We start from the raw sequence: 25,225 nt of genomic DNA, 5'->3' as shown, positions 1-25,225 counted from the left end.
CTTTTCTTATCCATATAGTTTGGTTTTGTTTTTAAACGATTGTTGCGCTTTTTGCATATGACATCTGCATTCCACGTGGGAAAGCTGCTGTCCCTGTTCTTGCCAATTCCTTGATACCATAAGGTTTAATGAGTTCGATAAAGGCTTCGATTTTATCTGATTCCCCCGTAATTTGAACCGTAAGGCTATCTTTACTTACATCTATTACAGATGCCCGAAAAGGCTCAATTACCGAATAAATTTCTGGTCGGGTCTGACTTGTCACCAATATCTTGACGAGTGCCAGTTCCCTAGCCACAATTGCTTGATTGGTAATATCAATTACTTTAAGAACTTCAATCTGTTTGTTTAATTGTTTTGTGATTTGTTCAATGACCGTTTCGTCATCAACATCGACCACGAAGGTCATCCTTGAAATGCCTTCCTGTTCAGATTTACCGACAGTCATACTCTCAATGTTATAATTTCTTTTCGTGAATAGGTTCGTAATCCGATTAAGGACGCCTGGCCTGTTGTTCACCGTAAGGCTTAGAATTCCCCTCATTGCTTAGACTCCTTCCATTTCATCCAGGCCTTTTCCTGATGCAACCATCGGAAAGACATTTTCCTTTTGCTTGACACGGAAATCGATCAATGCCGGTCCCTCCGTCGCAAGCGCTTGATCGAGATAAGCACTGGCTTCTTCCTCCGTGGTCGCTTTAAACCCTGGAATTCCATATGCTTCAGCCAATTTCACGAAATCAGGTTGAGATTGGAAGACACTATGGGAAAAGCGATTATCATGGAAGAGTTCCTGCCATTGCCTTACCATTCCTAACGCACCGTTATTGATGATGATGATTTTAATCGGCAAGTTCATTTCAGCAATAACCGAAAGTTCTTGAAGACACATCTGGAAACCGCCATCCCCCGATATCGAAAGAACGGTCGCTTTCGGGTTTGCCATTTGCGCTCCGATAGAGGACGGTAAGCCAAATCCCATCGTACCCAGCCCACCGGAAGTGACCCATGAATTTGGTCGGTTAAAGGGATAATATTGAGCCGCCCACATTTGATGCTGTCCAACATCCGTCGTAACAATGGCTTCCCCCTTCGTTTTTTCATGAAGCATTTGAATGACACGTTGGGGTTTCAGAATCCCTTCTTCTTGGGTATAACGTAAGGGGAATTCTTCATTCCATTCTTTCAGCTGATTAGTCCACTCCGTAATATCAGGTTTTTTCCCACTTTGTACTATTAATTCCGTTAAAGCTTCTTTTGCACTGCCGACAACGGGAATTTGGGTCGGTACGTTCTTTCCGATTTCCGCGGGATCAATATCGATATGGGCAACTGTTGCATGCTGTGCAAATTTGGCTAAATTCCCGGTCAAACGATCATCGAATCTTGCACCCACATTTATTAAAAGATCACATTTCGATAACGCCATGTTAGCTGTGAAACTGCCATGCATTCCACCCATTCCAATAAATTGCGGATGATCGGCTGGAAAACCACCAAGACCAAGCAAAGTGTGAACAACCGGTATGCCCTGTTGTTCGGCATATTCCTTCAATAAATGGGATGCTTTTGCATGCAGGACACCTGCACCAGCAAGTATAACCGGTCTTTTTGCACCACTTACGGCTTCAACAAGTTTTCTAATCTGCAAGTAATTCGGCTTTGTTGTCGGCTGATAGCCCGGCAGGTCCATCTCGGGCTCTTCTTCCATTGTTTTTCCTTCCAAAATCGCCATATCCTTAGGAATATCTATTAACACGGGACCCGGTCGTCCGCTTGAAGCGATATAAAACGCTTCTTTAATGATACGTGGGAGGTCTTCCGGCTTTCTCACTTGATAGTTATGTTTTGTAATGGGAGTCGTGATTCCAAGTACATCTGCCTCCTGGAAGGCATCCGTTCCAATTACGCTAGTAGCTACCTGACCCGAAATAACAACAAGTGGTAGAGAATCAATCATTGCATCCGCTAAGCCAGTAACAATGTTTGTGGCTCCTGGTCCGGATGTGACAATGACCACTCCAGGTTTGCCGGTAATCCTGGCGTACCCTTCAGCTGCGTGAATCGCACCCTGCTCATGTCTTGTCAAAATATGAAAAAGCTCTGAGCTATAAAGCTTGTCATAAATCGGCAATACAGAACCACCAGGATAACCAAAGATGACTTCAACATTTTCCTGTTTCAATGCTTCCATCAAAAACTCGGCACCACTATAATGTGTCTTTCCACCTTTTCGATCAGCCACTACTGCTTTTTGTGTCATTCGTAAAGACCTCCTCCGCTTTCTCACTCAATAAAATTCTAAATATTCGGATTTTTTTGCATACAAAAAAGCCTTTTCACCCCAAATGTACTTGCATTTAGCAAGTTAAAGGGGTGAAAAGACTTTATCTGTCGCTCCACGGTACCACCCTTTTTCGCATGAAACTCCACGCGCACTTTGAACGGTTTACACCATTCTCTGTTTTGGTAACGGGTACTGGTACGCACCCGTTCAGCTCTACTAGTATAACTTTCAAGCTGAAACTCCAAGGTGAGTTCATCTTTTGGGACAATACCGGTTCTCAGCAATCCGGCTCTCTGTGAATGTCTTGCAAAAAGACTACTTATCCTTTTCAATGTTTTTGCATTATTCTATTTTTTTGATCCGCTTATGTTTGATGTGTTGTATTTGAGATTATCTTACTCGCATTTTGGGCTATAGTCAACAGCTATTTAGCAAATTATTTGACAATTCTAAATTATCAACTTTTTTGTATACGCTTTCATCCCTTCTATTATCCTATTTACATCAAAAAAATAAAATGTGATTTTATCGTTAAAAAACATGAAATTCCCTAATCCTTTATTCTTACAAGACATATAAAGATCATGAAAGTTAGTTAAATAATTTATTCCAAGTATTCTTACCTACCACACCATCTGCCTGTAAGCCATTTTTTTTCTGAAAGGCAATCACTGCTTTTTCAGTTTTAGCCCCATATAACCCATCAATATCTTTAGTAGGCATTCCAAGCTTCTGTTGAATCTTCTTTATATTATTCCCATTCATTAGTGGACTTTTCACTTTATAGATGGTTCCTGGAAAAGGTGTATCTTTAGGGGTCTTTTTAACTTTGGACACTAAATTAGGTCTCTTCCCATTTTGAAGGTCCTTTATAGTTAAACCACCAGTCATTTGAAGATGCGGGTAATCAAGGAACGATGAGAAATCTCCTCCCCACGCAAATCCCAATGATTTCGCAATTGCTGCCACCCGTTTCCATTTATTATTGACCGTCCATATAGCCCTACGACCGTCATCGCTGACAATGACATAATCCAAAGCCAAACCATAGTTGTGTAAAGATTCACCAGCTCTAGCGTTAGTCACAATTGGTTTCGATTTGTCCGTCCGTCCTTGAGCAAATAATTTATTTTGCTCTGCAAAACTTCGATATCCTGATGTAATTAGAACGTAAATTTTTTCATCATACGCTAATTTAATCACTTCAAGGATTGATTCTTTAACAACCGAGTTCATACCGCTTCCCATATTTTTAGTTGCCCGGTCTAATAGGGTCTTCAATTTAATAGTCATACTATCGCCTCCCCTATATACAATGCAAACAAGCCTGTTATGGGAAAGGCAGTATCCCTAAAATCATGAAATTAAGAGGAATTTGTCGTTAAACATGATTAATCGGAAAGAAAAAGGGCTGGATACTTAGGCTGAGAATGGGGGTCCATCCTCTTCCTTGCATCCAGCCCTTTACTTATTTGGCTAAAACATCTTCGTAATCTGCATTTTTTTCAAATTGTTTTTGGACGAATGTACATTCAGGAACAATCTTCAAATTTTCCTCACGTGCCAGTTCAATCACCTTTTCAACCAATGCATTTCCAACCTTCTGCCCTCGCAGCTTCTCGGAAACAACTGTATGATTCACCGTAATTTCTTTATCACCTGATTTAAAGTACGTAATCTCAGCGAGCTTCTCACCTAAATCCTCGACGAAAAATGCCCCTTCACCTTTTTGGATATCTACCATCTTGATGACCTCCTTTTGTCCCTTATATGATATAACACAATCTGACTACGAAACAAATAATTGATAGAGCCTTCAATGAAGGACTCTAAAGACGACATCCCAAGGTGGGTAAGGACCTGCATTGTAAACACAACCATCATAAATTCCACTAACTATAGTTCCTCTTCGCATAATCACCCATCGAATTCATGCCGTATATTATGCTAGGTATATTATTCAAATAAAAAAGCTCATAAAAAAATGCCCTAATTAATAGGACAGATTGTTATAATTTAATAAAGAGAAAATATAAAATGATCATCAATAATAAAATAACCATAAACACCGCAATCAGAATTACTTGGGTAGCAGAAGGCTTGAAGGTCTCCTCGTTAATTTGTCGTTTCTTCTGTAGATAACTTATCGTTGCCAATACGGTGATCACCAGACCCAGAAAACAGGTAAACATTCCAAGTACGATACTAATCAAATCAATTCGTGCATCTCGATAAACACCTACCGTAAAGTGCAGACTCGTTGTTAGAAAACCCACTCCTACAATGGCGATCACGGTTCGAATCCACGCCAAAAAAGTCCGTTCATTGGCCAAATGCTGCTGTGCATACTTCAATTGATTCTTTTCCACTCTTCATCACCTGATTTTTTTATATTCCCTAAAAAAGGCTGATATTCAGGGGACTCCAATTCACTTCTACATAGAGCCACCTTAATCTATCAACCCACCTGTCATTACCCTTTTCTCTTAAGAAGGGAAAAGGCCCTAAACATGGAACCAACGAACATAAGCCCGGATCCACCTAGTAATAAATAAATACAAACAACCTTATTGATAACATTCAAGGGATAAAGCAGAGCACCCAGTGCGAGTAAAACCCCAATTCCCGTTATAAACCATCCAAACCGCTTCATGTGCAACTCCTAAAATTGATTATTTATCAAGCTCTCAGCCTCTATTTTACTATATCCAAAAGATATATGGGCTAAAATCTTAATAAAGTCGAAGCACTCACCCATTCAGGGAAATAAAATAAAGGAGCCTATCCTGATCACAAAAGCTGTAGTATGTATGTTACTTTTCCTTTTTTACTTATACTCTTCATTTTTTTCGCATTTCAATCCGAAATTACCATTTGCAGATGTGATTAATCATGGATTAACATCCCGATTCTTAAACCTCAATACTGACACCCTCATGACGAATCCAGCATACCTTCATTAATATTCTCCTATAATTTCTTTTTTAGTAAGAAATCTAAATTGAGTTTATTTCCCCATGAAAAAAACCTGCCTTCCATGTATAATTATCATATCTCAATAATAAGCTATATATATTCGTATCAAGCTTTAGAGGAGGATATATCAATGAAATCAGAGCATGGAAAGGTTGTTTCTATCCATAACCCTGAAATACATAAAGAATTATATAACATCTCAGCAAAATTCAATATATCAATGCTTCAGTTACGTGATACCATTGATTCAATATTGGAGCATCCGTCCAACAAGAACCCACTTCCAATTGATCAAGATATTACTCGAACACCGCTTGAAGAATTAAACACAGCAATAATTAAGAACCGTGAAATCATAAATAAAAATCTACAAAGCTTAAACAAAGATTGATTCAAAAGCAGAAAAAAAGCATCCAACTCTTTGGATGCTTTTTTCCTCTTCCTAAATGAACCTTTAAGGTTCATTAATTAGGAACAAATTTAAGGATTCCTTCCAGATAAACCCCTTGGTTTTGCGATTTACACTCTCTTAGTTTAATTCTTCCTTCTTGCTCTAGCTCCTTGGCCAGTTGAACAACTTTAGTTCCATCTTGGGCTATCTCTACTGAAAAGAAATTCCCTCGCGTGGAAGTTTGAATGAATTTAAATAAGCTATCTTTATTCATCTAAACATCTCCCTTATTCCTATACAGTTCGACATAAAAGATAATCCACCTTCTCTAAAATGGAAATATAAACAAGTTAGTAAAGAAGCTACATAGCAATAGATCTATGGGCGTACACCGTTATCTCCATCATTAGAAATATCATTCATTCGATATCCACTATTTTAATTGTATTATCCTTTCGGAATCAGTATGAAAGATAACTGATCAGGAGTAAGGCGAATTATAAACATATAATAAAAAACACAAGCAATACTCGGAAAAGAAAAAACAGCCAAACCCTCTAAAAGGATTTGGCTGTTTTGGTAGTGTCCCAGGAGAGATTCGAACTCCCGACCGACGCCTTAGAAGGGCGTTGCTCTATCCAGCTGAGCTACTGAGACATTTCACGGAAATATTTATGTATGCATCTTAATCTTTCAATAAGACATTTTTTATTATAGTAAAGATCCAAATGAAAGTCAACTATTTTTAAGTTTTTAATATAATTTTCTTTTGGCTTTATAGAGGTTTTACCCATTCGCAAAAATTCCCAAGTAGAATATAAGTGATAACTTCAGGTATTCAATTCATTTCCCCTTAAAAAACTTGCCAAATAAAAGAGTAAGGTTCATAACAAAAAAAACAGCCAAATCCTCTAAAAGGTTTTGGCTGTTTTGGTAGTGTCCCAGGAGAGATTCGAACTCCCGACCGACGCCTTAGAAGGGCGTTGCTCTATCCAGCTGAGCTACTGAGACATTTTATGATATAAGTTGCGGTAACACTTATGTATTAACGTTACTTAACTGTTCCCTAAGGACAATTCTTATTATATTAGGATATTAAAAGAAAGTCAATGGTTTTCATAATTTTTTCTTCATTTTATAAGACAGGAAGCAAGGAGCGCTTCCTGTTCATTATACCATATGTTAGTCGATTTTATAAGTTTTATTTAGTTCCTCGACTGTATTTCCTTCAAGGTCGTAATAGGAAAGTTCAAGTTGACTTTCTTCAATATTCAAAACTGCATACGTTTTTTCTTTTCTTCCCCGAGGCTGGCGAATGCTTCCGGGGTTAATGAATAGCCTGCCGTCAATCAGTTCAGAACCTGCTGCGTGGGAATGACCGAAGCAAATTATATCAGCTCCCGCTTCTTCACTTTTATAAGACAAGTTCATTAATGTCATCTTAATGTTGTATAGATGCCCATGCGTTATGAAGAAGCGTTTGCCAGCGATGTCTTGGATGAGATCATTAGGCAAGCCACCATCATCACAATTTCCCCGTACCGCCAAAAACCCCTCAAGAAGTGTGTCTTTGCTATCAAGTTCTGAATCTCCGCAATGAATCATCGCAGTAACTTCTTGCCTATGACGCTCAGCAATCATGCTTAACTCATGAGTAAGGCCATGGCTATCACTCATTATCAGCACTTTCATAGTCACATTCCTTCTTCCTGTCTAAGGAATTCTTCCAGTTTTTCATCCAATGCTTTCAATGCATTTGCACGGTGGCTGATATTATTTTTTTCTTCTTTTGTCAGTTCTGCATTTGTTTTCCCCTGCTCTTCTACAAAAAAGATTGGGTCATAGCCAAAACCATTTGTTCCTGAAGGTTGTTCAGTGATTAATCCTTCCATCGTTCCCGAAACGGTAATCGTTTCTTGATTTGGAGAAGCCAATGCCAATGCGCAGTAGAACCTAGCCGTTCTTTCCGCTTCTGGCACTCCCTCTAGTTCCCTTAATACTTTTTCCGTGTTTGCCGCATCAATCTTATCTTCTCCCGCATAACGAGCAGAATAAACGCCAGGACGGCCATCTAACGCATCCACAATCAACCCTGAGTCGTCTGCGATGACAAAATGACCTAACTTATGAGCAATCGCTTCTGCTTTAAGAATTGCATTTTCTTCAAACGTCGTTCCAGTTTCCTCAATATCCGGTGCATCCGGTAGGTCAAGAAGCGTCTTGACTTCATATCCTTTTGCAGCGAACATGTTTTTAAACTCATTTGCTTTTCCCTGATTCTTTGTCGCAATGATTACTGTTTTCATTTTCTCATCTCACCTTTTACGTTTTATCGTCAATGGCTTCTAACACCTCTGCACATTAACCGGGTGCAAGGCCCTTTTTCATTCATCTAGGTATCCCGGATTCTCTGCTACATGTCATGATGACATTCATAACAACGACGGAGTTAGAGGATTCTTTATAAATTAAGTTTATCACAACTCCAGCTTCTTCAATAATCATGGCACTTAGGGCCGAGAATTTTTATAAAAAGTTGTAGAGAATAAAAAGAAGAGGCAGCCATATGCTACCTCCAATCACGCTATCTATAGCGAATAATACCGCACTCTAAAAACTGCCTGTGTTCACTTTTTCAGGACGGATTACCGGTTCCGATAATGGTTTTCCTTCTTCATTTAGAAGATCGGCACTTCCCTTAACCTGAACCTCCACGCTTTCAATCCCTTTTTGCTCCGTTAAAGATAGAACCAAAGAATCAAGTACATCCTTGGAGACCTTTTTCTCTTTGAAACTTCCCAATATATTTTCATTGAAGTTTAGAACAACCTTTCCATCTGCAACCTTAGGATCATCAAGTAATGCAACATCACTCATGAAGCTCGTTTGCAAGTTGGATCCCGCTGGCCCCTTCGTCAATTCCTTAATGGCCGCTTTCACGTTATCCGATTCCTTTTGACTGACCCTTCGTGTGACAGGTACATAATAGGAATATTTCTCGTCCCCGCCAATGTAATAGACCGTCAATGCTTTTGAGTTTGAAATATCGATTACATCACTCGCATCAATATTGATACCTGAAGCTCGAGAGATATTATCGTCTATCGGTGTGCCATTTACCGGCATTTCCGATATATCTTCCCCATTAATCCTTAACTGGATTTTATCAACTGAGTCAAATTGGGTCAGAGTCCAGGTGATGGCTTGCAGAATTTTTAATTCATCCTCTTTTTGATAGTTTTTAAACTCGGGTGAAAAATCAGCTACAGCTACTCCTTCTTTTATATTTACGCTTATTGAAGTATCTGCAGGAATCACTGCCCTGAACCCATTTGGTAGCTTATCCGTGACTGGTCCGTTATCCACTAAATAATCCAGTGCCTGTTTAGCGACTGCTTCAGACTTAGGAAGTTCTAAAGTCTGTGGAACTACATAGCCACTTTTATCAATTAAATAAAGTTCGGTCTTTACTGTTTGTTCAGTTGCCGCATCTTCTCCATCCGCTACAGGCTGCTGCTTCTCCTTCGGTTCTTCCAACGAAGCTTCATCCTCCACTAAAGAAACATCCTTAGGGGGATCGATTTCCGTTTTTTCGCCAGCGCCGAACAACCCGCAGCCAGAAAGGAAAAGGGAAGAAGCTAGGATTGTCACAGCTGCTGTTACTTTTGATTTATTGGACATAAAATCACTCCTAGGACAGTTTGTACTCCTATTTATACGAGCCCTAAGCGAAAATAGACCAATTATTTTCCCTCATCTTTAGTAACTTGACCAACTCCATACATTCATTCGTTTTAAAAAAACAAAAAAGACCTCCGTATGGAAGTCTTAAAGATGGTCGATTTTAATGGTCTCTATCGTATCGATTTCTATGCCGAGCCAACTCGATGCGATTGCACCAAATATATCTTTAGAACCCGTTGTATAAAAACGATGAACAGGGATCCTTTTGCTTCTATTGCTTAGTCGGTAGTAATCCAAAATGACACTTGCTTCACGTGCCGTCTCTTCCCCGGAGGAAATGACTTGTACCTTGTCTCCCATGAATTTTGAAATCACGGGTCCTAAATGAGGATAATGGGTACAGCCGAGAATGAGCGTATCAATATTTATTTTCTTTAATGGCTTCAACGTTTGCGCCACGACCCTCTCGACGATATCCCCTTGAAACTCCCCGCTTTCCACAATCGGGACGAATTTCGGACAGGCTAAACTATCTACTTCCACACCAGAGTTTATGGAAACGAGTGCATCGTCATAGGCTTTGCTCTTCACCGTTCCCTCTGTGCCAATTACGCCGATATGTAGGGAATTCGAAACCTTTAGTGCAGCCCTTGCCCCAGGGAGGATGACCCCGAGGACAGGAATCGGAAGAATTGCCCTAATTTCATCCAGCACCGCTGCAGTTGCTGTATTACAGGCTATGATTAGCATTTTGATATCCTGTTTCATTAGGAACCGGGTCATCTGCCATGTGAAGTTTTTAACATCTTTTTTCGACCTTGGACCATAGGGGCATCTAGCCGTATCGCCTAGGTATATTATATTTTCATTCGGTAACTGACGCATAACTTCTTTAGCCACAGTCAGGCCACCGACTCCAGAATCAATAATTCCTATTGGTTGTTTCAACAATCTCGCCTCATTTTTCTTTCATTTCTTGATGAAATTCTAAGCTGAAGGAAATCTAATCCTAAGCTTCTCACCTAACTTCATGAAACTTATCATACTACCATTTTGGGAGAAAGTGAAATAAATTTCAAGACAGAAGTTCTATGACATCAAGATATTCCTCTCATAAAAATATGCAGCATCCAAGGAAGTCGAAACATCGAGATGTTTCATCATTCCTTATATGCTGCAAATGAACGGGAGAGTATAGATATATAAGGCTTACGTATTAATAAAGCAACACATTAAAGCTTAAGTTCTCCCATACGAAGGAGCTCTATAACTGCCTGTGAACGTCCTTTGACTCCAAGCTTCTGCATCGCATTTGAAATGTGATTTCGAACTGTTTTTTCGCTAATAAACAATTCACCTGCGATATCTTTTGTTGTTTTGTCTTGTACTAGTAACTCAAATACTTCTTTTTCTCTTTTGGTGAGTAGTGGCTTATGAGTGAATTCGTTCTCCTTCAAGTAATGTTACCCTCCTTGCCTTCACCAGCATAAAACCCGGAGTGGGTGTCTATTTAGTCAAGATATAGTATGTCGGCTATGGCAAGGGAGTGACTCTTTTACTTGTCTAATTGAAATTTTACTTTTAAAGGCGATTGACACTTGTTTGTGACATCCATTTTTTCATATCTTCAGCCAAAGGAACAGGCTTCCCGGTAGCCTTCGATACTTGGACGATCGTTCCCCTACCCGTGAAGCAAGCCTTGCCATCTTCTTTTGTTCCCAGATAATGAATATCTATTGAAGAATTGCCAATGTGGGCAGCTTTTACGTGAATCGTCAATTGATCGTTAAAAAATACTTGCTGGATATAATCACATTGTAAATCGGCTACAACCGGAATCAAATCACTTTCTGCTGACAACCAGTCCATCATGAAGCCCATACTATTAAAATACTCAATCCTCGCCTCTTCAAAGTAAGTGAATGGCACTGTATTATTTAGATGACCAAACATGTCTGTTTCAGAAAAACGGACTTTAATGTCATGTTTAAAAGAAAACTCACTGCTCCACTCTTTTATATTATCGATATATGGTATTCTACTCAATTTGAGAATCCCCCTTTAAAATGAATGGCTATTCATTCATCTTATAAGAAAAAAAAGGGAATGGGAAGATATTTTTAATTATTTTTCTAATCTATCTCTCCATTTAACCAGAATATGATCATGAACAAAAAGGAAGGGAACACGTCTTCCTTTTTGTTCACTCTATTATTTTTTCTTTTTCATTTCCTTAATGGGGATACTGAATTCCTCAAGACGATTTTTGGCCCACTTGTCTTCTGCATACAAAAATTCCCCTGCTTCGTTTTTCACCAGTATATCAATGAGCTTTCCATTCCATTTTATCAATTTCCCGGTATTATCAAACGTAACATCTAAATCCCCAAGAAACCTTCCATACCTGCCTGCTTGTACTATCAGAGTCGGTTCCTTCTTTCGATTATAGACGTCAGGTACTTTCAACTTAGTATGAGAATGGCTACCGACGATAACATCTATCCCTTTAACTGTCCTTGCTAACTTTTTATCATAGCCGTAACCAAGGTGTGAAAGGACAATGATTTTATTGACCCCTTTAGCATCAAGTGCTTTTACTGTTTTCTCAGCTTTCTCAAAAGCACCTTCGAATACGATTTCCTTATTAGGTTTGGATAAAAGGGTTGTCCTTTCCGTCGTCAGACCAACAACCCCCACCCTCTGGCCTTTGATTTTTTTGACTACTGCCGGATAAATGTTACCTTTCCTACCCGATGTATCAATTTCTGTATGAGCCAATTCCTTTAAATCCTCATCTTTAGAAAAATTGATATTAGCAGTCACAATGGGAAAAGCAGCAGCTTTTATAAAGTCTCTCAATATGGTCGATGACTTATCGAATTCATGATTACCCAGTGTCATAGCATCATACCCGATTTTATTCATAAAGTGGATATCTGCTTGGCCAAGATATTGATCAAAGAAGGGAGAGCCTGTAAATACGTCGCCCGAATCGAGTAACAGGACATTTTCTTTTGCGTCCCTTATTTTATTGATTGCTGTAAAACGACGTGGGATGCTTTTCAGATGAGCATGGGTATCATTCGTGTATAAAATTGTTAAATCAAGTTCTTGACTTACCGATTTAGCTGAAGCATTTACTATACTACCAACTCTTGAATTCTTAATGAATTCCACCAATGAGGCCGTATCTTTTGTACTACTTATAAGTGGGAAAGCATTCACAAGCATGAAACCACAGATAATTAAAATAAAAGAGATTTTTTGAACAGAGCCGTTTTTCATATTCTGACCCCTCCTATAAGGGTAGAATCTCCTTGAAGACGAAAAAAATACTGTTTAGTATGTTACCGAAATACATATTTTTTTTGAGTGAATTTCATTGTAGTAAAGAATTAATGGGGATAATTCTGGGCTTTTAATCTGTTCGATATTTATAAAAGGAAAGATCCCATATCCTAGGGATATGGGATCTTTCCTTTAGTTATTAAACTTCGTCGCTTCCGAAGAAGTTACGGAATTGTTGAATGGCAGTATCACGGTTTAATGCTGCAATCGATGTAGTCAACGGAATACCTTTAGGGCAAGACTGCACACAGTTTTGTGAGTTCCCGCAGTTAGCAAGACCGCCATCTGACATGATTGTGTTTAAACGTTCTGCTTTGTTCATTGCACCAGTTGGATGTGCATTGAATAAACGAACTTGTGATAATGGTTGTGGTCCCATGAAGTTAGAATGGTCATTAACGTTCGGACAAGCTTCCAAACATACGCCACAAGTCATACATTTTGATAATTCATATGCCCATTGACGTTTCTTTTCTGGCATACGTGGTCCTGGTCCAAGATTATACGTACCATCAATTGGGATCCAAGCTTTTACCTTTTTCAATGAATCAAACATACGGCTACGGTCGACTTGAAGGTCACGTATAACCGGGAAAGTACGCATCGGCGCAAGGCGTACAGGTTGTTCTAATTGGTCAATAAGAGCAGTACAAGACTGTCTTGGCTTACCATTGATGACCATTGAACAGGCACCACAAACTTCTTCAAGACAGTTCATGTCCCAAGCGATAGCAGTAGTTTGTTTACCTTGTACAGTTACCGGATTACGACGAATTTCCATTAAAGCAGAAATGACGTTCATATTTGGACGGTATGCTAATTCAAATTCCTCATCATAAGGAGCTGAATCAGGTGTATCTTGACGAGTAATAATAAAACGGACTGTTTTAGTCTCAGATTTAGTTTCAACCATTTTTATGCTCCCCCTCTTTAATGTGTAGTCGTGTAATCACGTTTACGCGGTGCAATTAGTGATACATCAATATCTTCATAATGGAATGCAGGTGCTTGATCTGGTCCTTGGAATGTAGCCATTGTTGTTTTCATGAACTTCTCATCATTACGTTCCGGGAAGTCAGGTTTGTAATGTGCTCCACGACTTTCATCACGGTTTAAGGCACCAATTGTAATTACACGTGCCAATTGCATCATGTTTTGAAGTTGTCTAGTAAAGGCAGCTCCTTGGTTGCTCCATTTAGCCGTGTCGTTGATGTTGATTTTTTTGTAACGCTCCATCAACTCAAGAATTTTATTATCTGTCTCTTTAAGCTTGTCATTGTAACGAACAACAGTAACGTTGTTAGTCATCCATTCACCAAGTTCTTTGTGAAGGACATACGCGTTTTCATTACCATTAAGAGACATGATTGAATTCCATTTCTCTTGCTCTTGTTTTTTATACCCTTCGAACAATGAAGAAGGAAGAGAATCTGAAGTTTTATCAAGCCCTTGAATGTATTTAACAGCATTCGGACCAGCAACTGAACCACCATAGATGGCTGAAAGAAGTGAGTTCGCACCTAAACGGTTCCCACCATGTTGAGAGTAATCACACTCACCAGCAGCGAATAAACCTTTGATGTTTGTCATTTGGTCATAATCCACCCAAAGTCCGCCCATAGAATAGTGAACGGCAGGGAAGATTTTCATTGGTACTTTATGAGGATCTTCACCAACGAATTTCTCATAGATTTCAATGATTCCACCAAGCTTAACATCCAGTTCATGTGAATCTTTATGTGAAAGGTCAAGGTAAACCATGTTTTCTCCGTTAATACCTAGTTTCATATTTACACACACGTCAAAGATTTCACGTGTTGCAATATCACGAGGCACTAGATTACCATAAGCCGGGTATTTCTCTTCAAGGAAGTACCATGGTTTTCCGTCTTTATATGTCCAGATACGTCCACCTTCACCACGAGCAGATTCACTCATCAAGCGAAGTTTATCATCACCAGGGATTGCTGTCGGGTGAATTTGAATGAACTCACCATTCGCATAATGTGCACCTTGTTGATAGACGATAGATGCAGCTGAACCTGTATTGATCATAGAGTTAGTGGATTTACCGAAAATGATTCCAGGGCCACCGCTAGCCATGATGACTGCGTCGCCAGGGAATGATTGGATTTCCATTGAAGTCAAGTTTTGAGCTACAATACCACGTGCTGTTTGATCATCATCAATAACAGCTCCAAGGAATTCCCAACCTTCATATTTCGTTACAAGACCTTCTACTTCATAGCGACGAACTTGCTCGTCCAATGCATAAAGCAATTGCTGACCAGTTGTTGCACCAGCAAAAGCTGTACGGTGAAATTGTGTTCCACCAAAGCGACGGAAATCAAGTAGACCTTCCGGCGTACGGCTAAACATAACACCCATACGGTCAAACATATGAATAATGGATGGTGCTGCATCGCACATTGCTTTAACTGGAGGTTGATTTGCTAAGAAATCCCCACCATATACTGTATCATCAAAGTGAAGCCATGGAGAATCGCCTTCACCTTTTGTATTAACTGCCCCGTTGATTCCGCCTTGTGCACAAACAGAGTGAGATCGTTTTACTGGAACTAATGAGAATAAATCAACATGTTGTCCTAACTCTGCTGCTTTGATCGTAGCCATTAAACCAGCTAGACCTCCACCGACGATAATAATTTTACCTTTACCCAATTGTGTCACTCCCTTATTCCATTAGAAAAGCTTTGTTTTTTCTAGTACGTATAAATTAATTTCTTCTGCTACTTATACGAAAGCGAAAACTGCGCTAATTCCTATATAAGAAAGAAGAACGAAAATGATTAAAGTAACATAAGTCATAACCCTTTGCGACTTAGGTGAAACGGTTAGTCCCCAACTTACTGCAAACGACCATAACCCATTAGCAAAGTGGAAAATTGCCGAAACAATACCAACGATATAAAAACCGATCATAAATGGATTAGAGAAAACCTCTGCCATCATATCAAAATCTACTGTTTCCCCAAAAGCTCTTTGAATCCTAGTTTGCCAAATATGCCAAACAAGGAAAATCAATGTTAGGATGCCTGTTAAACGTTGTAGCATGAACATCCAGTTACGGAAGTAACTGAATTTCCCTAAATTGTTTTTTGCTGTAAAGGCAATATAAATTCCATAAACTGCATGGAAAATTAATGGTAGATAGATTACTACCCATTCTACCAAAATCAACACTGGAGTATATTCAATTAAATGAACTGCTCCGTTGAATGTCTCTGCTCCCTTTGTTGCCATAAAGTTAACTGACAAGTGGAAAATTAGGAATAGACCGATTGGTATTACCCCTAGAAGTGAATGAAGCCTACGATTCCCAAACTCACGATTCTTTGCCACTAAGTGCCCCCCCTTAATTTGTGAAAAATCATGCAAAGATCTATCTATTATCTCCGCGTGAAAATAAGTATAGAGTCTAATAGTCCCCCTCTATACTTTCTTACAATTATGTGACAAGTCCATTTTACTCCTGACTTCAATGGGCGTCAAGAAAACGGATACAAGATTTCTCTTTTTTAAAATAAATATTTTCAGAAGATTAGTATGAAATTAAATAGTTTTTAATACTAATTATGTGAAATTACTAACTAATCTATTAATATTTTAGTATAATTTAACATTTATTTACATTTATTCTTTGAATATTTAAAAAAACAGTATAATTCGCAAATGGAAAACGTTTATAATAGATTTACAGAAAGAGGCGATAATACATGAAAAAAAATATTGCTGCAGCTATAGAAGAAGAAATTCAAACGGAAGAATTCCAGGTTCCGGCTTTCGGCTACGAACTGATCAGAGAATTTTTATTGAACGATATTCTCGGGAATGACTCTTATCAAATCCTATATTGGGCAGGTAAACAACTAGCAAGAAAATTCCCGTTGAATGGCGACCAGGAGGTAGCTGCGTTTTTCCATAATGCAGGTTGGGGCCATCTTGAAATCATAAAGCTTTCCAAGACCGAGATGGAACTATCCTTATCTGGAGATATGATCAGCCGTCGTTTAGATTTATATCCTGACGCTCACTTCCAATTGGAAGCAGGCTTCCTTGCCGAACAATTTTCCCTACAAAAAAAGTTCCTCAGTGAAGCTACGGAAGAAATCAAACGTCGTGCCAAAAAAGTTGACTTCACCATCCGTTGGGATCCAAAAGATTCTATTTAAGCATGAACCCCTTCAAAAAAAAGGATGCCTAGGTTAGGCCGACTTGTTTTGAAGGGGCTTTTTTCTGTAATGATTCCACGTATTTCTTCCACCTCAAAGCGCTGCACCCTTAACTCCACTAACACGAAACAGCATATATCCTACACAAGAAAGAAATTGATGATGTAGACTACAATATAATAAGAAGAAACTAATCCTTTTTCTAAAATAGATAGTTGTAGACTTCAAAAAAATAAGTCCAATAATCTAAGCCCCATTCATTTAGGACTTAAAATATTGGACTTCCTTTTTCATGACCGAAAATCATTTACTACATTACCTTGGAATTGATGAAATTCGCGTTCAGAACACAAAACGAAGTGGCCTGGCTTTACCTCACGCATTTTCACTTCTTCATCTGCCTTATAAGCATGTGTAGCGGGGTTATAGGCTTTCCTTTGCCTTGTACGCTCCATTTCTGGATCCGGAAGCGGAATTGCAGATAACAGGGATTGTGTGTACGGATGTATCGGGTTGTTATAGAGCTCTTCACTAGGTGCAAGCTCCACTAACTTACCGAAGTACATAACGCCGATTCTATCACTGATGTATTTGACCATCGATAGATCGTGGGCAATGAACAAGTATGTTAGATTTTTTTCTTTTTGAAGTTTTTTCAATAGATTTACGACCTGTGCCTGAATGGATACATCCAACGCGGAAATCGGTTCATCTGCGATAATGAATTCCGGTTCAACAGCCAGGGCTCGCGCAATCCCGATACGTTGACGCTGTCCTCCAGAGAATTCATGTGGATACCGATTTGCATGTTCACGATTTAATCCAACCGTTTCAAGTAAATGATAGACCCGTTCTAAACGCTCTTTTTTTGTATTGGATAAACCATGGTTATCGATTCCCTCTGCGATTATATCGACAACCTTCATTTTAGGATTTAGCGAAGCATATGGGTCTTGAAAGATCATTTGCATTTTTCTGTTCATATCTTTCAGTTCTTTCTTGGATTTCTTTCCATGGACACTTTCCCCTTTGAAAAGGACCTCACCATCTGTTGCGTCATACAAGCGGATGATTGTCCGACCGGTTGTCGATTTGCCGCAACCCGATTCCCCAACAAATCCAAGCGTTTCCCCTTGATAAATATCAAAAGAAATATCATCGATTGCTTTTACCATATTAGGCTTGCCATTATTGAAGTATTGTTTTAAATGTTTGACTTCCACTAATTTTTCACGTTGTTCCATTATTTAGCTACCCCCTGAACGAATTGCTTCATGCGTTTTTGAACAGCTAGAGGTGGTGTCACCTCAGGCGCATCCGGATGTAAAAGCCAAGTTGCTGCATAATGCGTATCGGATATTTTGTAAACAGGTGGCTGTTGTTCTAAATCAATTTGCATTGCATACTCATTCCTTGGAGCAAAGGCATCACCTTTTGGTGGATTCAACAGATTGGGTGGTGTGCCAGGAATCGTATACAACTCTTGTTCCCCGGTATCGTCTAGGCTTGGCATCGAACTGATGAGTCCCCATGTGTATGGATGCTGCGGATTATAAAAAATTTCATCCGCCGTACCTATTTCAACGATTTTCCCTGCATACATCACCGCTACTCGATCCGCTATGTTCGCAACTACACCCAAATCATGAGTGATAAAGATAATTGATGTCTCTATTTTCTTTTGTAAATCCTTCATCAATTCAAGGATTTGAGCTTGAATGGTCACATCCAAAGCAGTCGTAGGCTCATCCGCAATCAAGACTTTTGGGTTACATGCTAAAGCGATGGCGATGACGACACGTTGTCTCATTCCCCCAGAAAATTGGTGAGGATATTGTTCGAAGCGTTGCTCTGGATTTGGAATACCCACAAGCTTCAATAATTCAATCGCACGTTCCTTTGCAGCCGATTTACTGACATGTTGATGCTTTAAAATGGGCTCCATGATTTGCTTGCCCACTTTGATTGTAGGATTTAACGATGTCATCGGATCTTGGAAAATCATCGAGATGTCTTTTCCTCGGACCTTTTGCATGTCTTTATTAGACAGCTTGGCCAAGTCTTTTCCTTCAAAAAGAATTTCACCACTTTTGATTTCTGAATTGTTTGGTGGCAGCAGTCTCATGATAGATTTGGATGTCACCGACTTACCAGATCCAGATTCTCCTACAATCGCCAGGGTTTCCCCCTTTTTCAATTCAAAGTTCACACCACGGATCGCCTGGACTTCACCAGAAAAGGTATGAAACGATACATGTAAATCTTTTACTTCCAATAGGTTTTTCATTTCATTTCCTCCCCTATTAATCTCGCATTTTTGGATCTAATGCATCACGAAGTCCATCGGCAATCATATTAAAGCAAACCATGATAAGGCTGATGAAAAATGCTGGGAATAACATCAGATGTGGATATAGTCTAAGCGTTTTGAAACCATCGTTGATTAGCGTCCCAAGTGATGCTAGTGGGGATTGCAGACCCAATCCAATGAAACTTAAGAAAGCTTCGAAGAAAATCGCACTTGGTATGGTAAACATCGTATTGATGATAATGACGCTTGCTAAGTTTGGTAGCAAATGTTTTAAAATGATTTTTAAATTTGAGCTTCCTAGTGTCCTGGAAGCCAAGACAAATTCTTGTTCTTTTAACTTCATGACCTGAGCTCGGACGACACGGGACATACTAGTCCAGCTTGTAATGGCCAAAGCGATGGTAATGGACAAGATACCTGGTTCGAAAACAAGGATCATTAAGATGACCACTACGAGGTTAGGTACGCCTGAAACGACTTCAACAATACGTTGCATGACATTATCAAGTTTCCCGCCAAAATAACCAGAAATAGCTCCATACGCCACACCGATGACCATATCGAGTAAAGCAGCTAAAAAGGCAATATATAAAGATATTTGGATTCCTTTGGCCACTCGGGTAAGGACATCCCGACCAAGTCCATCCGTTCCAAACCAATAATGCTCTTCAATCTTTTTCTGTTCGTAAACATCCACTACAGTACCATTTGCTAATGTCTTTGTACCATCAAATGGAAGCCAGCTTACGTTTTCCAAGACAGGAATCTTAGATGGAAGATTTGTACGTTGTAAATTTTGTTCATCCAATCCATGTCCACTAAAAAGAGGTGCTACCCAAGCAAAAATAAAAACTAAAGCAATCAATACCATACTTACAAGGGCTGCTTTATTTTTACGAATTCGCATCCAGGAATCCTGCCAGAAACTGATACTCGGCTTATTGATTGCTTCACTTATCGTGGCGTCCATAATGGCCGGTGCAAATTGACTTTTAGACATTCTCATTTCTTTGTTTGCCATTATTTTTTCCCTCCCGCTAACCTAATACGTGGATCGATTATACCGTAGAGAATGTCGACCAATAAAACGATAACGATAAATAAGAATGAAAAGAGTAATGTCGTACCCATGATTACCGAGTAATCATTCACCGTTATTGATTTAACGAATTGTTCCCCAATCCCTGGTATTCCGAATATTTGTTCAATGACAAGCGAACCAGTCATGAGTGATACCGTTAGTGGCCCTAGTACAGTTATGACCGGTATCAAGGCATTTCGCAAGCCATGTTTGAAAGCCACTTCAAAATTACTCGCCCCTTTTGCCTTGGCAAGGGTGATATAATCCGAACCGAGGACATCAATCATTTCAGTCCTCATGAAACGGGCAGATGTGGCTATCGGGAACATCGCTAATGCAATCGTTGGCATAATGCTGTACTCCCAACCTTTCCAGAACATAACCGGTAACCAACCCAATTTCACTCCGATGTAATATTGCAGCAAGCCGGCGAATACGAAGCTTGGTATCGATTTACCCAAGACCGCAATGAGTGTTGTTCCATAATCAGCCCATGTATTTTGTTTGAGGGCCCCAATTACACCCAAGAAAATCCCAAAAACCGTTCCAAAAAACATTGCTTGGAATCCTAATACCAAGGAAGGCTGGATCCGTTCTCCTAGCAATTGTGTGACGGGTGTATTGTTGAATTGAAACGAAACCCCCAGATCACCCTTGATTAGGTTCAACATGTATTTCCCGTATTGAACGGGTACAGGCTCGTTTAATCCATACTTGTCCTCCATGATTTGAAATTGAGCTTCCGACAACTTACTTGCATTTGCAAAAGGAGAACCCGGGATCATCTTCATTAGAAAGAACGTCAAGCTTGCTATGATAAATAAAGTAATTAACATATATATGATCCGTTGCGTTAGATATCTGGCCATCGTACACCTCACAAAATATAAAATTCTCTCTTTTTCGACAATAGTTTTATAGTGAAAAGAGAGTATATACTAGTGATATACTCTCTTTTCTAGCTTTAAAATTTGCTTATTCTACTACTGTTACACCTTTGTAGTAATAATGTGGTCCTAAATCACTCTTAACAATTCCTTTGACTTTAGGATTCACAAGGATGTTTTCTACTCGTTGATAAATTGGCGCAATTCCGAAATCTTCCGTCAAGAAGAGCTTTTCAGCATCTTGCATAGCCTTCGCATATGCAGCCGGATCGTCCGTCAATTCTGTTGTAGCTTTATTGATCAGTTCATCGTATTTAGGGTTTGAATAATTCATTTCGTTATTTGTTCCACCTGTTAACCAAAGATCAGTAAACGAAATGGCATCTTTATAATCTGGTCCCCAACCTGATACAACCAAATCAAAATCACCTTTTTTCGTACGATCTAATCTAATTGAGAATGGAACGCTTTCGACTTTGATTGTTAAACCCGGAAGGTTTTTCTCTAATTGGTTTTTCATATATTCAGCGATTTTTTTGGCAGAATCAGTTTCATCACCCATATAGCTGAAAGTAAGTTCTTTAACGCCCAATTCTTTTAAGCCTTTTTCCCAAGCCGCTTTTGCTTCTTTTGCGTTAAATGTAATTAGATCTCCATTTTCTTCGCGGAAGTCTTTTCCATCATAGCTTACGAAATCTTTTGGTACAAAGTAATTTGCAGCAACTGAACCATCACCTAGGACGCTTGATGCAAGGTCATCTTTATTGAAAGCTTTTGCAAGTGCTTCACGGATGTTGACATTCGCAAGCGCCTTATTTTTCTCATTCATCTTCATCCAGAAGACTGTTGGTGCCAAATTAGTTTGTAAACGCTCGTCCCCTTCATATTGTGGGACAAGATCAGATGTTAGTAAGTCCGTGATGTCTGCTTCTCCAGCTTCAAATGCATTTACTTGTGCATTGTTGTCTTTTGAAACATTGACCGTGATTTTTTCTAACTTAACAGAATCCGCATCGCGGTAATTCGTGTTCTTTTGTAGTTCCCACTCTGTCGCAGTTGGACCTTTCCAAGAAGTCATGACAAAGGGACCGTTGTACAATAGCGTGTCTGCACTTGTAGCATATTTGTCGCCTTGTTCTTTAACGAACTTTTCATTTTGCGGGAAGAATGTTGCAAAAGATAAGTATTCTTTCCAGTAAGCAAGTGGTTTTTCAAACGTAATTGCTAGTGTTTTGTCGTCAACCGCTTGCACACCAAGGCTGTCTAAATCATATGATTTTTTCTTAGCAGCCGCGTTTGTGATTTCTGATGCACCTGCAATTTTTCCATTCATCATGTAAGGACCATATTCAGAAGCCACTTCTGGGTCCATTGCACGTTTAAAGGCAAAAACAAAATCGTTTGCTGTAACGGGATCACCGTTCGACCATTTTGAATCTATCAATTTAAACGTATACGTTTTACCATCTTTACTTACTTCCGGTTCTCCATCAACAAGAGCAGGTACTGTCTCTCCATCTTTATCAATGGTATATAAACCTTCGTTCACGTTATTTAAATAGTTAAATCCTACTGTATCCGTTGTTTTCACTGAATCCATGACCGGGATTTCTGATTTACTCATAATACTAATTTCTTGTTTATCAGCCAATTTTTTTCCAGTTGACTTTTTCTCAGAATTATCTGAATTACCGCCGCATGCTGCTAGCATGACGCTTAGAACCAGCATTAGACCGGCTAAGATTGCCAATTTTGAATTTTTCATTTTGCATTGACCCCTCTTTCTATATTTTAAAAACATATTTTAATTATACTGATTTTTTCGATTTTGTATATAACTTAGAATAATAAATTATTTTAAAAAAATTCATATACTATAAAAATAGTGAATATTCTAGGTTTTTATTACTTTAAGTAGTTAAAGTGTAATTATTTATAATATTTTAATTTTTCAGAATACTATTAAGTTATTGAACATCTCTCTTCAAACTATTTCAAAAAATCTTTTTGTTTATTCATGTTTTTGATATACTTACAAAAAGAAGAACTAGAGGTAAACTTAATGAAAAAAATACTTATAGGTACGTTTTCTGGGATCGCATTATCCATCGTGCTATCCTTCATGTTCCACCAGGGTTTAACTCTTTTGAATTTCATTAATATGACTTTTTACATAGGTGGAGGGTTGATTCTTTTATCACTAGTCACTTTTGTCGTTCAACGTGGATTTTTTGATGTGGTTTTTTATAGTTTCCGTAGGTTATTCCAAATACAAAACCAGCATTTAGGAGAGGAAAAAGAAGACATCCCCAAACTTTCCGATGTTGTATCCCTACCGTCTTCCTTCTCCCTGCTCATCGGTCTTATTATGATGGCCATCATGTTGATTTCTCTTGGTGTCTATTATTTTCTATAACCCTTCTCTTTCGTTATACCTATCGGCACCTAAAAAGGGCTACCTTTTTAGGTGCCCTTTTGCATTTTATAAGCCATTCCCTCCAAGATCAATCAGGCAAGCACTTTGGCATGTTGGCCAAGCTTAAATGCCTCATGAAGGGCCTCGACCGCTTTTACCATTTCCTTTTCATTTACGACGGTCGAAACTTTGATTTCAGAAGTGCTGACCATTTTCACTTGGATGCCTGTATTGGCCATTACTTCAAACATCTCTGCCGCTACTCCGGGATTAGTAACCATTCCTGAACCGACAATGGATACTTTGGCCAACTCGCCTTCCGTTTCTACACAATCAAATTTCAGATGACTTTTATTGTTTTCAAGAACACGCAAAGCTGCTTTTGTGTCTTCACTCTTAATAGAGAAAGAAAGATTGGTTGTATCCTCTGCTGTCATGCTTTGGATAATGATATCTACATTTATGTGGTTTTTCGCAAGTGTCGTGAAAATGGTTGATAACACGCTAAGTGAATGAGGCAAACCATTTACTGTAACTCTTGTAATACTATCCTCAAAGGCAATGCCACGTACAATTAAATTTTCTTCCATAGTTGCTTCCTCCTCAATGATGGTGCCAGATTCTTTTTCTAAGCTTGAACGGACTTCAAGCGGGATTTGATAGTTTTTCGCATATTCAACAGCTCTCGGATGCAGGACCCCTGCTCCCAGATGGGCAAGCTCAAGCATTTCATCATAGGAAATGGAATGTAACTTCCTAGCGTTTTGTATGTAGCGTGGATCTGTTGTGAAAACACCTGTAACATCGGTATAAATATCACATCGTTTTGCGTTAAGGGCTGCAGCTATTGCCACCGCAGTAGTGTCAGAACCGCCCCGACCCAATGTCGTGATTTCCCCTTGTTCATCCATTCCCTGAAATCCAGCGACAATGACAATTTTATTCTTTTTTAGCTGAGCTTGAATTCTAGAAGCATCGATGTCTAATATCCGGGCATTTCCGTGAACCGATTCTGTCTGCATCCCCGCCTGCCATCCAGTGAAAGAGATTGCTTCATGTCCCTTTTGTATCAATGCCATCGTTAACAGGGAAATCGTAACCTGTTCTCCAGTCGTCAATAGCATATCCATTTCCCTCTTACTTGGAGAGCTACAAATGTCTTTCGCCATTGAAACCAATTCATCCGTCGTTTTACCCATAGCTGAAACAACGACAACGACATCATTCCCTTTTTCTGCTTCCTCGATTACACGGTTTGCAACATTCTTAATTTTCTCGACGCTTCCGACAGAAGTTCCGCCAAATTTTTGTACGATCAGTGCCATTCATATGCATCCTCTCTATCTTTTTTAGGCAATAAAAAAAGCAATGAGAAATATCTCATTGCTGTGGTTACATATCCGCGCAGTAATCACAGTGAGATAGCTCTCCAGGGTATCAACCCTGACAATCTGCCACCTATTAAATGGTCAGACCAGAAAAACAAGGTATGAGTCTTGTCTTCCTTCGGCGTTATTCCCTTTCAAAACCCTTCATCGAAGCTCATACTTCTCTAGGTTTTTACTAATGAATTCCGCACCTCTATCAGCACTCTAAATTGTCATGTTAAAAATTCCTTTATATCATATCATAGGAAAAAGTCGCTAGCAAG

The 25,225-nt window shown here is 39.2% G+C and carries 26 protein-coding genes, 2 tRNA genes, 1 riboswitch and 1 other annotated feature; of the genes, 3 read left to right on the top strand and 25 right to left on the bottom strand.

Annotated elements, in window-relative coordinates; translation table 11 throughout:
• Window positions 1-31: 31 nt before the first annotated feature.
• The 6 genes from ilvN to ACQKL5_RS00680 form a co-directional block, all read right to left on the bottom strand.
• Complete coding sequence (gene ilvN / locus ACQKL5_RS00705) at window positions 32-544, bottom strand: acetolactate synthase small subunit (RefSeq protein WP_427605997.1); 513 nt, start codon at window positions 542-544, stop codon at window positions 32-34.
• 3 nt (window positions 545-547) lie between these two features.
• Window positions 548-2,263 carry an acetolactate synthase large subunit gene (ilvB, locus tag ACQKL5_RS00700; protein ID WP_427605995.1) on the bottom strand — a complete coding sequence of 572 codons (1,716 nt, stop codon included), beginning with the start codon at window positions 2,261-2,263 and terminating at the stop codon, window positions 548-550.
• Window positions 2,264-2,369: 106 nt separating this feature from the next.
• Window positions 2,370-2,628: a binding site (T-box leader), on the bottom strand.
• A 250-nt stretch (window positions 2,629-2,878) separates the two neighbouring features.
• Window positions 2,879-3,580, bottom strand: coding sequence for a peptidoglycan-binding protein (locus tag ACQKL5_RS00695; protein ID WP_427605993.1), 702 nt, complete (start codon window positions 3,578-3,580; stop codon window positions 2,879-2,881).
• Between the two features lie 175 nt (window positions 3,581-3,755).
• Window positions 3,756-4,031: a GNAT family N-acetyltransferase gene (locus ACQKL5_RS00690; RefSeq protein WP_427605992.1), complete on the bottom strand. Its 276-nt coding sequence runs from the start codon at window positions 4,029-4,031 to the stop codon at window positions 3,756-3,758.
• Window positions 4,032-4,296: 265 nt separating this feature from the next.
• Complete coding sequence (locus tag ACQKL5_RS00685; protein WP_427605990.1) at window positions 4,297-4,656, bottom strand: YidH family protein; 360 nt, start codon at window positions 4,654-4,656, stop codon at window positions 4,297-4,299.
• Window positions 4,657-4,760: 104 nt separating this feature from the next.
• On the bottom strand, window positions 4,761-4,940 hold the full coding sequence (locus tag ACQKL5_RS00680; protein ID WP_427605989.1) for a hypothetical protein: 180 nt from the start codon (window positions 4,938-4,940) through the stop codon (window positions 4,761-4,763).
• Window positions 4,941-5,393: 453 nt separating this feature from the next.
• Here ACQKL5_RS00680 and ACQKL5_RS00675 point away from each other — a divergent pair, with 453 nt between their 5' ends.
• Window positions 5,394-5,654, top strand: a complete 261-nt coding sequence (locus ACQKL5_RS00675) for a hypothetical protein (RefSeq protein WP_427605987.1) — start codon at window positions 5,394-5,396, stop codon at window positions 5,652-5,654.
• Between the two features lie 73 nt (window positions 5,655-5,727).
• On the opposite strand, the gene ACQKL5_RS00670 is transcribed toward ACQKL5_RS00675, so the two are convergent.
• The 13 genes from ACQKL5_RS00670 to ACQKL5_RS00610 all read right to left on the bottom strand — a co-directional run bounded on the left by ACQKL5_RS00670 (window position 5,728) and on the right by ACQKL5_RS00610 (window position 16,049).
• Window positions 5,728-5,928, bottom strand: coding sequence for a hypothetical protein (locus ACQKL5_RS00670; RefSeq protein WP_402960659.1), 201 nt, complete (start codon window positions 5,926-5,928; stop codon window positions 5,728-5,730).
• A gap of 309 nt (window positions 5,929-6,237) precedes the next feature.
• Window positions 6,238-6,311: transfer RNA gene (locus ACQKL5_RS00665), tRNA-Arg, on the bottom strand.
• 280 nt (window positions 6,312-6,591) lie between these two features.
• A tRNA-Arg gene (locus tag ACQKL5_RS00660) sits at window positions 6,592-6,665 on the bottom strand.
• A 171-nt stretch (window positions 6,666-6,836) separates the two neighbouring features.
• Window positions 6,837-7,346: a metallophosphoesterase family protein gene (locus ACQKL5_RS00655; protein ID WP_427605985.1), complete on the bottom strand. Its 510-nt coding sequence runs from the start codon at window positions 7,344-7,346 to the stop codon at window positions 6,837-6,839.
• 2 nt (window positions 7,347-7,348) lie between these two features.
• Window positions 7,349-7,960, bottom strand: a complete 612-nt coding sequence (locus ACQKL5_RS00650) for an XTP/dITP diphosphatase (protein ID WP_427605983.1) — start codon at window positions 7,958-7,960, stop codon at window positions 7,349-7,351.
• A 304-nt stretch (window positions 7,961-8,264) separates the two neighbouring features.
• Complete coding sequence (locus ACQKL5_RS00645; protein ID WP_427605982.1) at window positions 8,265-9,335, bottom strand: GerMN domain-containing protein; 1,071 nt, start codon at window positions 9,333-9,335, stop codon at window positions 8,265-8,267.
• A gap of 147 nt (window positions 9,336-9,482) precedes the next feature.
• A complete protein-coding gene (gene racE / locus ACQKL5_RS00640; protein ID WP_427605980.1) occupies window positions 9,483-10,286 on the bottom strand; it encodes a glutamate racemase in 804 nt (267 codons plus the stop codon).
• A gap of 284 nt (window positions 10,287-10,570) precedes the next feature.
• Window positions 10,571-10,795, bottom strand: coding sequence for a helix-turn-helix domain-containing protein (locus ACQKL5_RS00635; RefSeq protein ID WP_402874572.1), 225 nt, complete (start codon window positions 10,793-10,795; stop codon window positions 10,571-10,573).
• Window positions 10,796-10,919: 124 nt separating this feature from the next.
• Window positions 10,920-11,384, bottom strand: a complete 465-nt coding sequence (locus tag ACQKL5_RS00630; protein ID WP_427605979.1) for an acyl-CoA thioesterase — start codon at window positions 11,382-11,384, stop codon at window positions 10,920-10,922.
• Between the two features lie 165 nt (window positions 11,385-11,549).
• Complete coding sequence (locus ACQKL5_RS00625) at window positions 11,550-12,623, bottom strand: metallophosphoesterase (protein ID WP_427605978.1); 1,074 nt, start codon at window positions 12,621-12,623, stop codon at window positions 11,550-11,552.
• A 202-nt stretch (window positions 12,624-12,825) separates the two neighbouring features.
• Window positions 12,826-13,599: a succinate dehydrogenase iron-sulfur subunit gene (gene sdhB / locus ACQKL5_RS00620; RefSeq protein WP_427605976.1), complete on the bottom strand. Its 774-nt coding sequence runs from the start codon at window positions 13,597-13,599 to the stop codon at window positions 12,826-12,828.
• 17 nt (window positions 13,600-13,616) lie between these two features.
• The gene (gene sdhA, locus ACQKL5_RS00615; RefSeq protein ID WP_427605975.1) at window positions 13,617-15,368 is read right to left on the bottom strand and encodes a succinate dehydrogenase flavoprotein subunit; all 1,752 of its coding nucleotides are present in this window, start codon (window positions 15,366-15,368) and stop codon (window positions 13,617-13,619) included.
• A gap of 72 nt (window positions 15,369-15,440) precedes the next feature.
• The gene (locus ACQKL5_RS00610; protein ID WP_427605973.1) at window positions 15,441-16,049 is read right to left on the bottom strand and encodes a succinate dehydrogenase cytochrome b558 subunit; all 609 of its coding nucleotides are present in this window, start codon (window positions 16,047-16,049) and stop codon (window positions 15,441-15,443) included.
• Window positions 16,050-16,423: 374 nt separating this feature from the next.
• On the opposite strand from ACQKL5_RS00610, the gene ACQKL5_RS00605 reads away from it, so the two are divergent.
• Window positions 16,424-16,879 (top strand): YslB family protein, encoded by a 456-nt coding sequence (locus tag ACQKL5_RS00605; RefSeq protein WP_427605971.1) that lies wholly within the window; start codon window positions 16,424-16,426, stop codon window positions 16,877-16,879.
• A 290-nt stretch (window positions 16,880-17,169) separates the two neighbouring features.
• Here ACQKL5_RS00605 and ACQKL5_RS00600 read toward each other — a convergent pair whose 3' ends face one another.
• From ACQKL5_RS00600 to ACQKL5_RS00580, 5 genes are all read right to left on the bottom strand, one after another.
• The gene (locus ACQKL5_RS00600; protein ID WP_427605969.1) at window positions 17,170-18,123 is read right to left on the bottom strand and encodes an ABC transporter ATP-binding protein; all 954 of its coding nucleotides are present in this window, start codon (window positions 18,121-18,123) and stop codon (window positions 17,170-17,172) included.
• Window positions 18,123-19,166 carry an ABC transporter ATP-binding protein gene (locus ACQKL5_RS00595; protein ID WP_427605968.1) on the bottom strand — a complete coding sequence of 348 codons (1,044 nt, stop codon included), beginning with the start codon at window positions 19,164-19,166 and terminating at the stop codon, window positions 18,123-18,125. Before ACQKL5_RS00595 ends, ACQKL5_RS00600 begins: the two co-directional genes overlap by 1 nt.
• A gap of 16 nt (window positions 19,167-19,182) precedes the next feature.
• Window positions 19,183-20,211 carry an oligopeptide ABC transporter permease gene (gene opp3C / locus ACQKL5_RS00590; protein ID WP_427605966.1) on the bottom strand — a complete coding sequence of 343 codons (1,029 nt, stop codon included), beginning with the start codon at window positions 20,209-20,211 and terminating at the stop codon, window positions 19,183-19,185.
• Window positions 20,211-21,140, bottom strand: coding sequence for an oligopeptide ABC transporter permease (opp3b, locus tag ACQKL5_RS00585; protein ID WP_427605964.1), 930 nt, complete (start codon window positions 21,138-21,140; stop codon window positions 20,211-20,213). The genes opp3C and opp3b overlap by 1 nt, the downstream gene beginning before the upstream one ends.
• A gap of 106 nt (window positions 21,141-21,246) precedes the next feature.
• Window positions 21,247-22,923, bottom strand: a complete 1,677-nt coding sequence (locus tag ACQKL5_RS00580) for a peptide ABC transporter substrate-binding protein (protein ID WP_427605962.1) — start codon at window positions 22,921-22,923, stop codon at window positions 21,247-21,249.
• 297 nt (window positions 22,924-23,220) lie between these two features.
• Here ACQKL5_RS00580 and ACQKL5_RS00575 point away from each other — a divergent pair, with 297 nt between their 5' ends.
• On the top strand, window positions 23,221-23,574 hold the full coding sequence (locus tag ACQKL5_RS00575; protein ID WP_427605961.1) for a DUF3899 domain-containing protein: 354 nt from the start codon (window positions 23,221-23,223) through the stop codon (window positions 23,572-23,574).
• 92 nt (window positions 23,575-23,666) lie between these two features.
• Here ACQKL5_RS00575 and ACQKL5_RS00570 read toward each other — a convergent pair whose 3' ends face one another.
• Complete coding sequence (locus tag ACQKL5_RS00570) at window positions 23,667-24,899, bottom strand: aspartate kinase (protein WP_427605959.1); 1,233 nt, start codon at window positions 24,897-24,899, stop codon at window positions 23,667-23,669.
• Between the two features lie 89 nt (window positions 24,900-24,988).
• A riboswitch (Lysine riboswitch) is annotated at window positions 24,989-25,166 on the bottom strand.
• Between the last annotated feature and the right edge of the window lie 59 nt (window positions 25,167-25,225).

This window comes from Peribacillus sp. NPDC097675 (assembly GCF_050277655.1).
Taxonomy (GTDB): domain Bacteria; phylum Bacillota; class Bacilli; order Bacillales; family DSM-1321; genus Peribacillus.
Note: the sequence above shows the minus strand (reverse complement) of the source record. Positions and strands in the feature narration are given on the sequence as shown.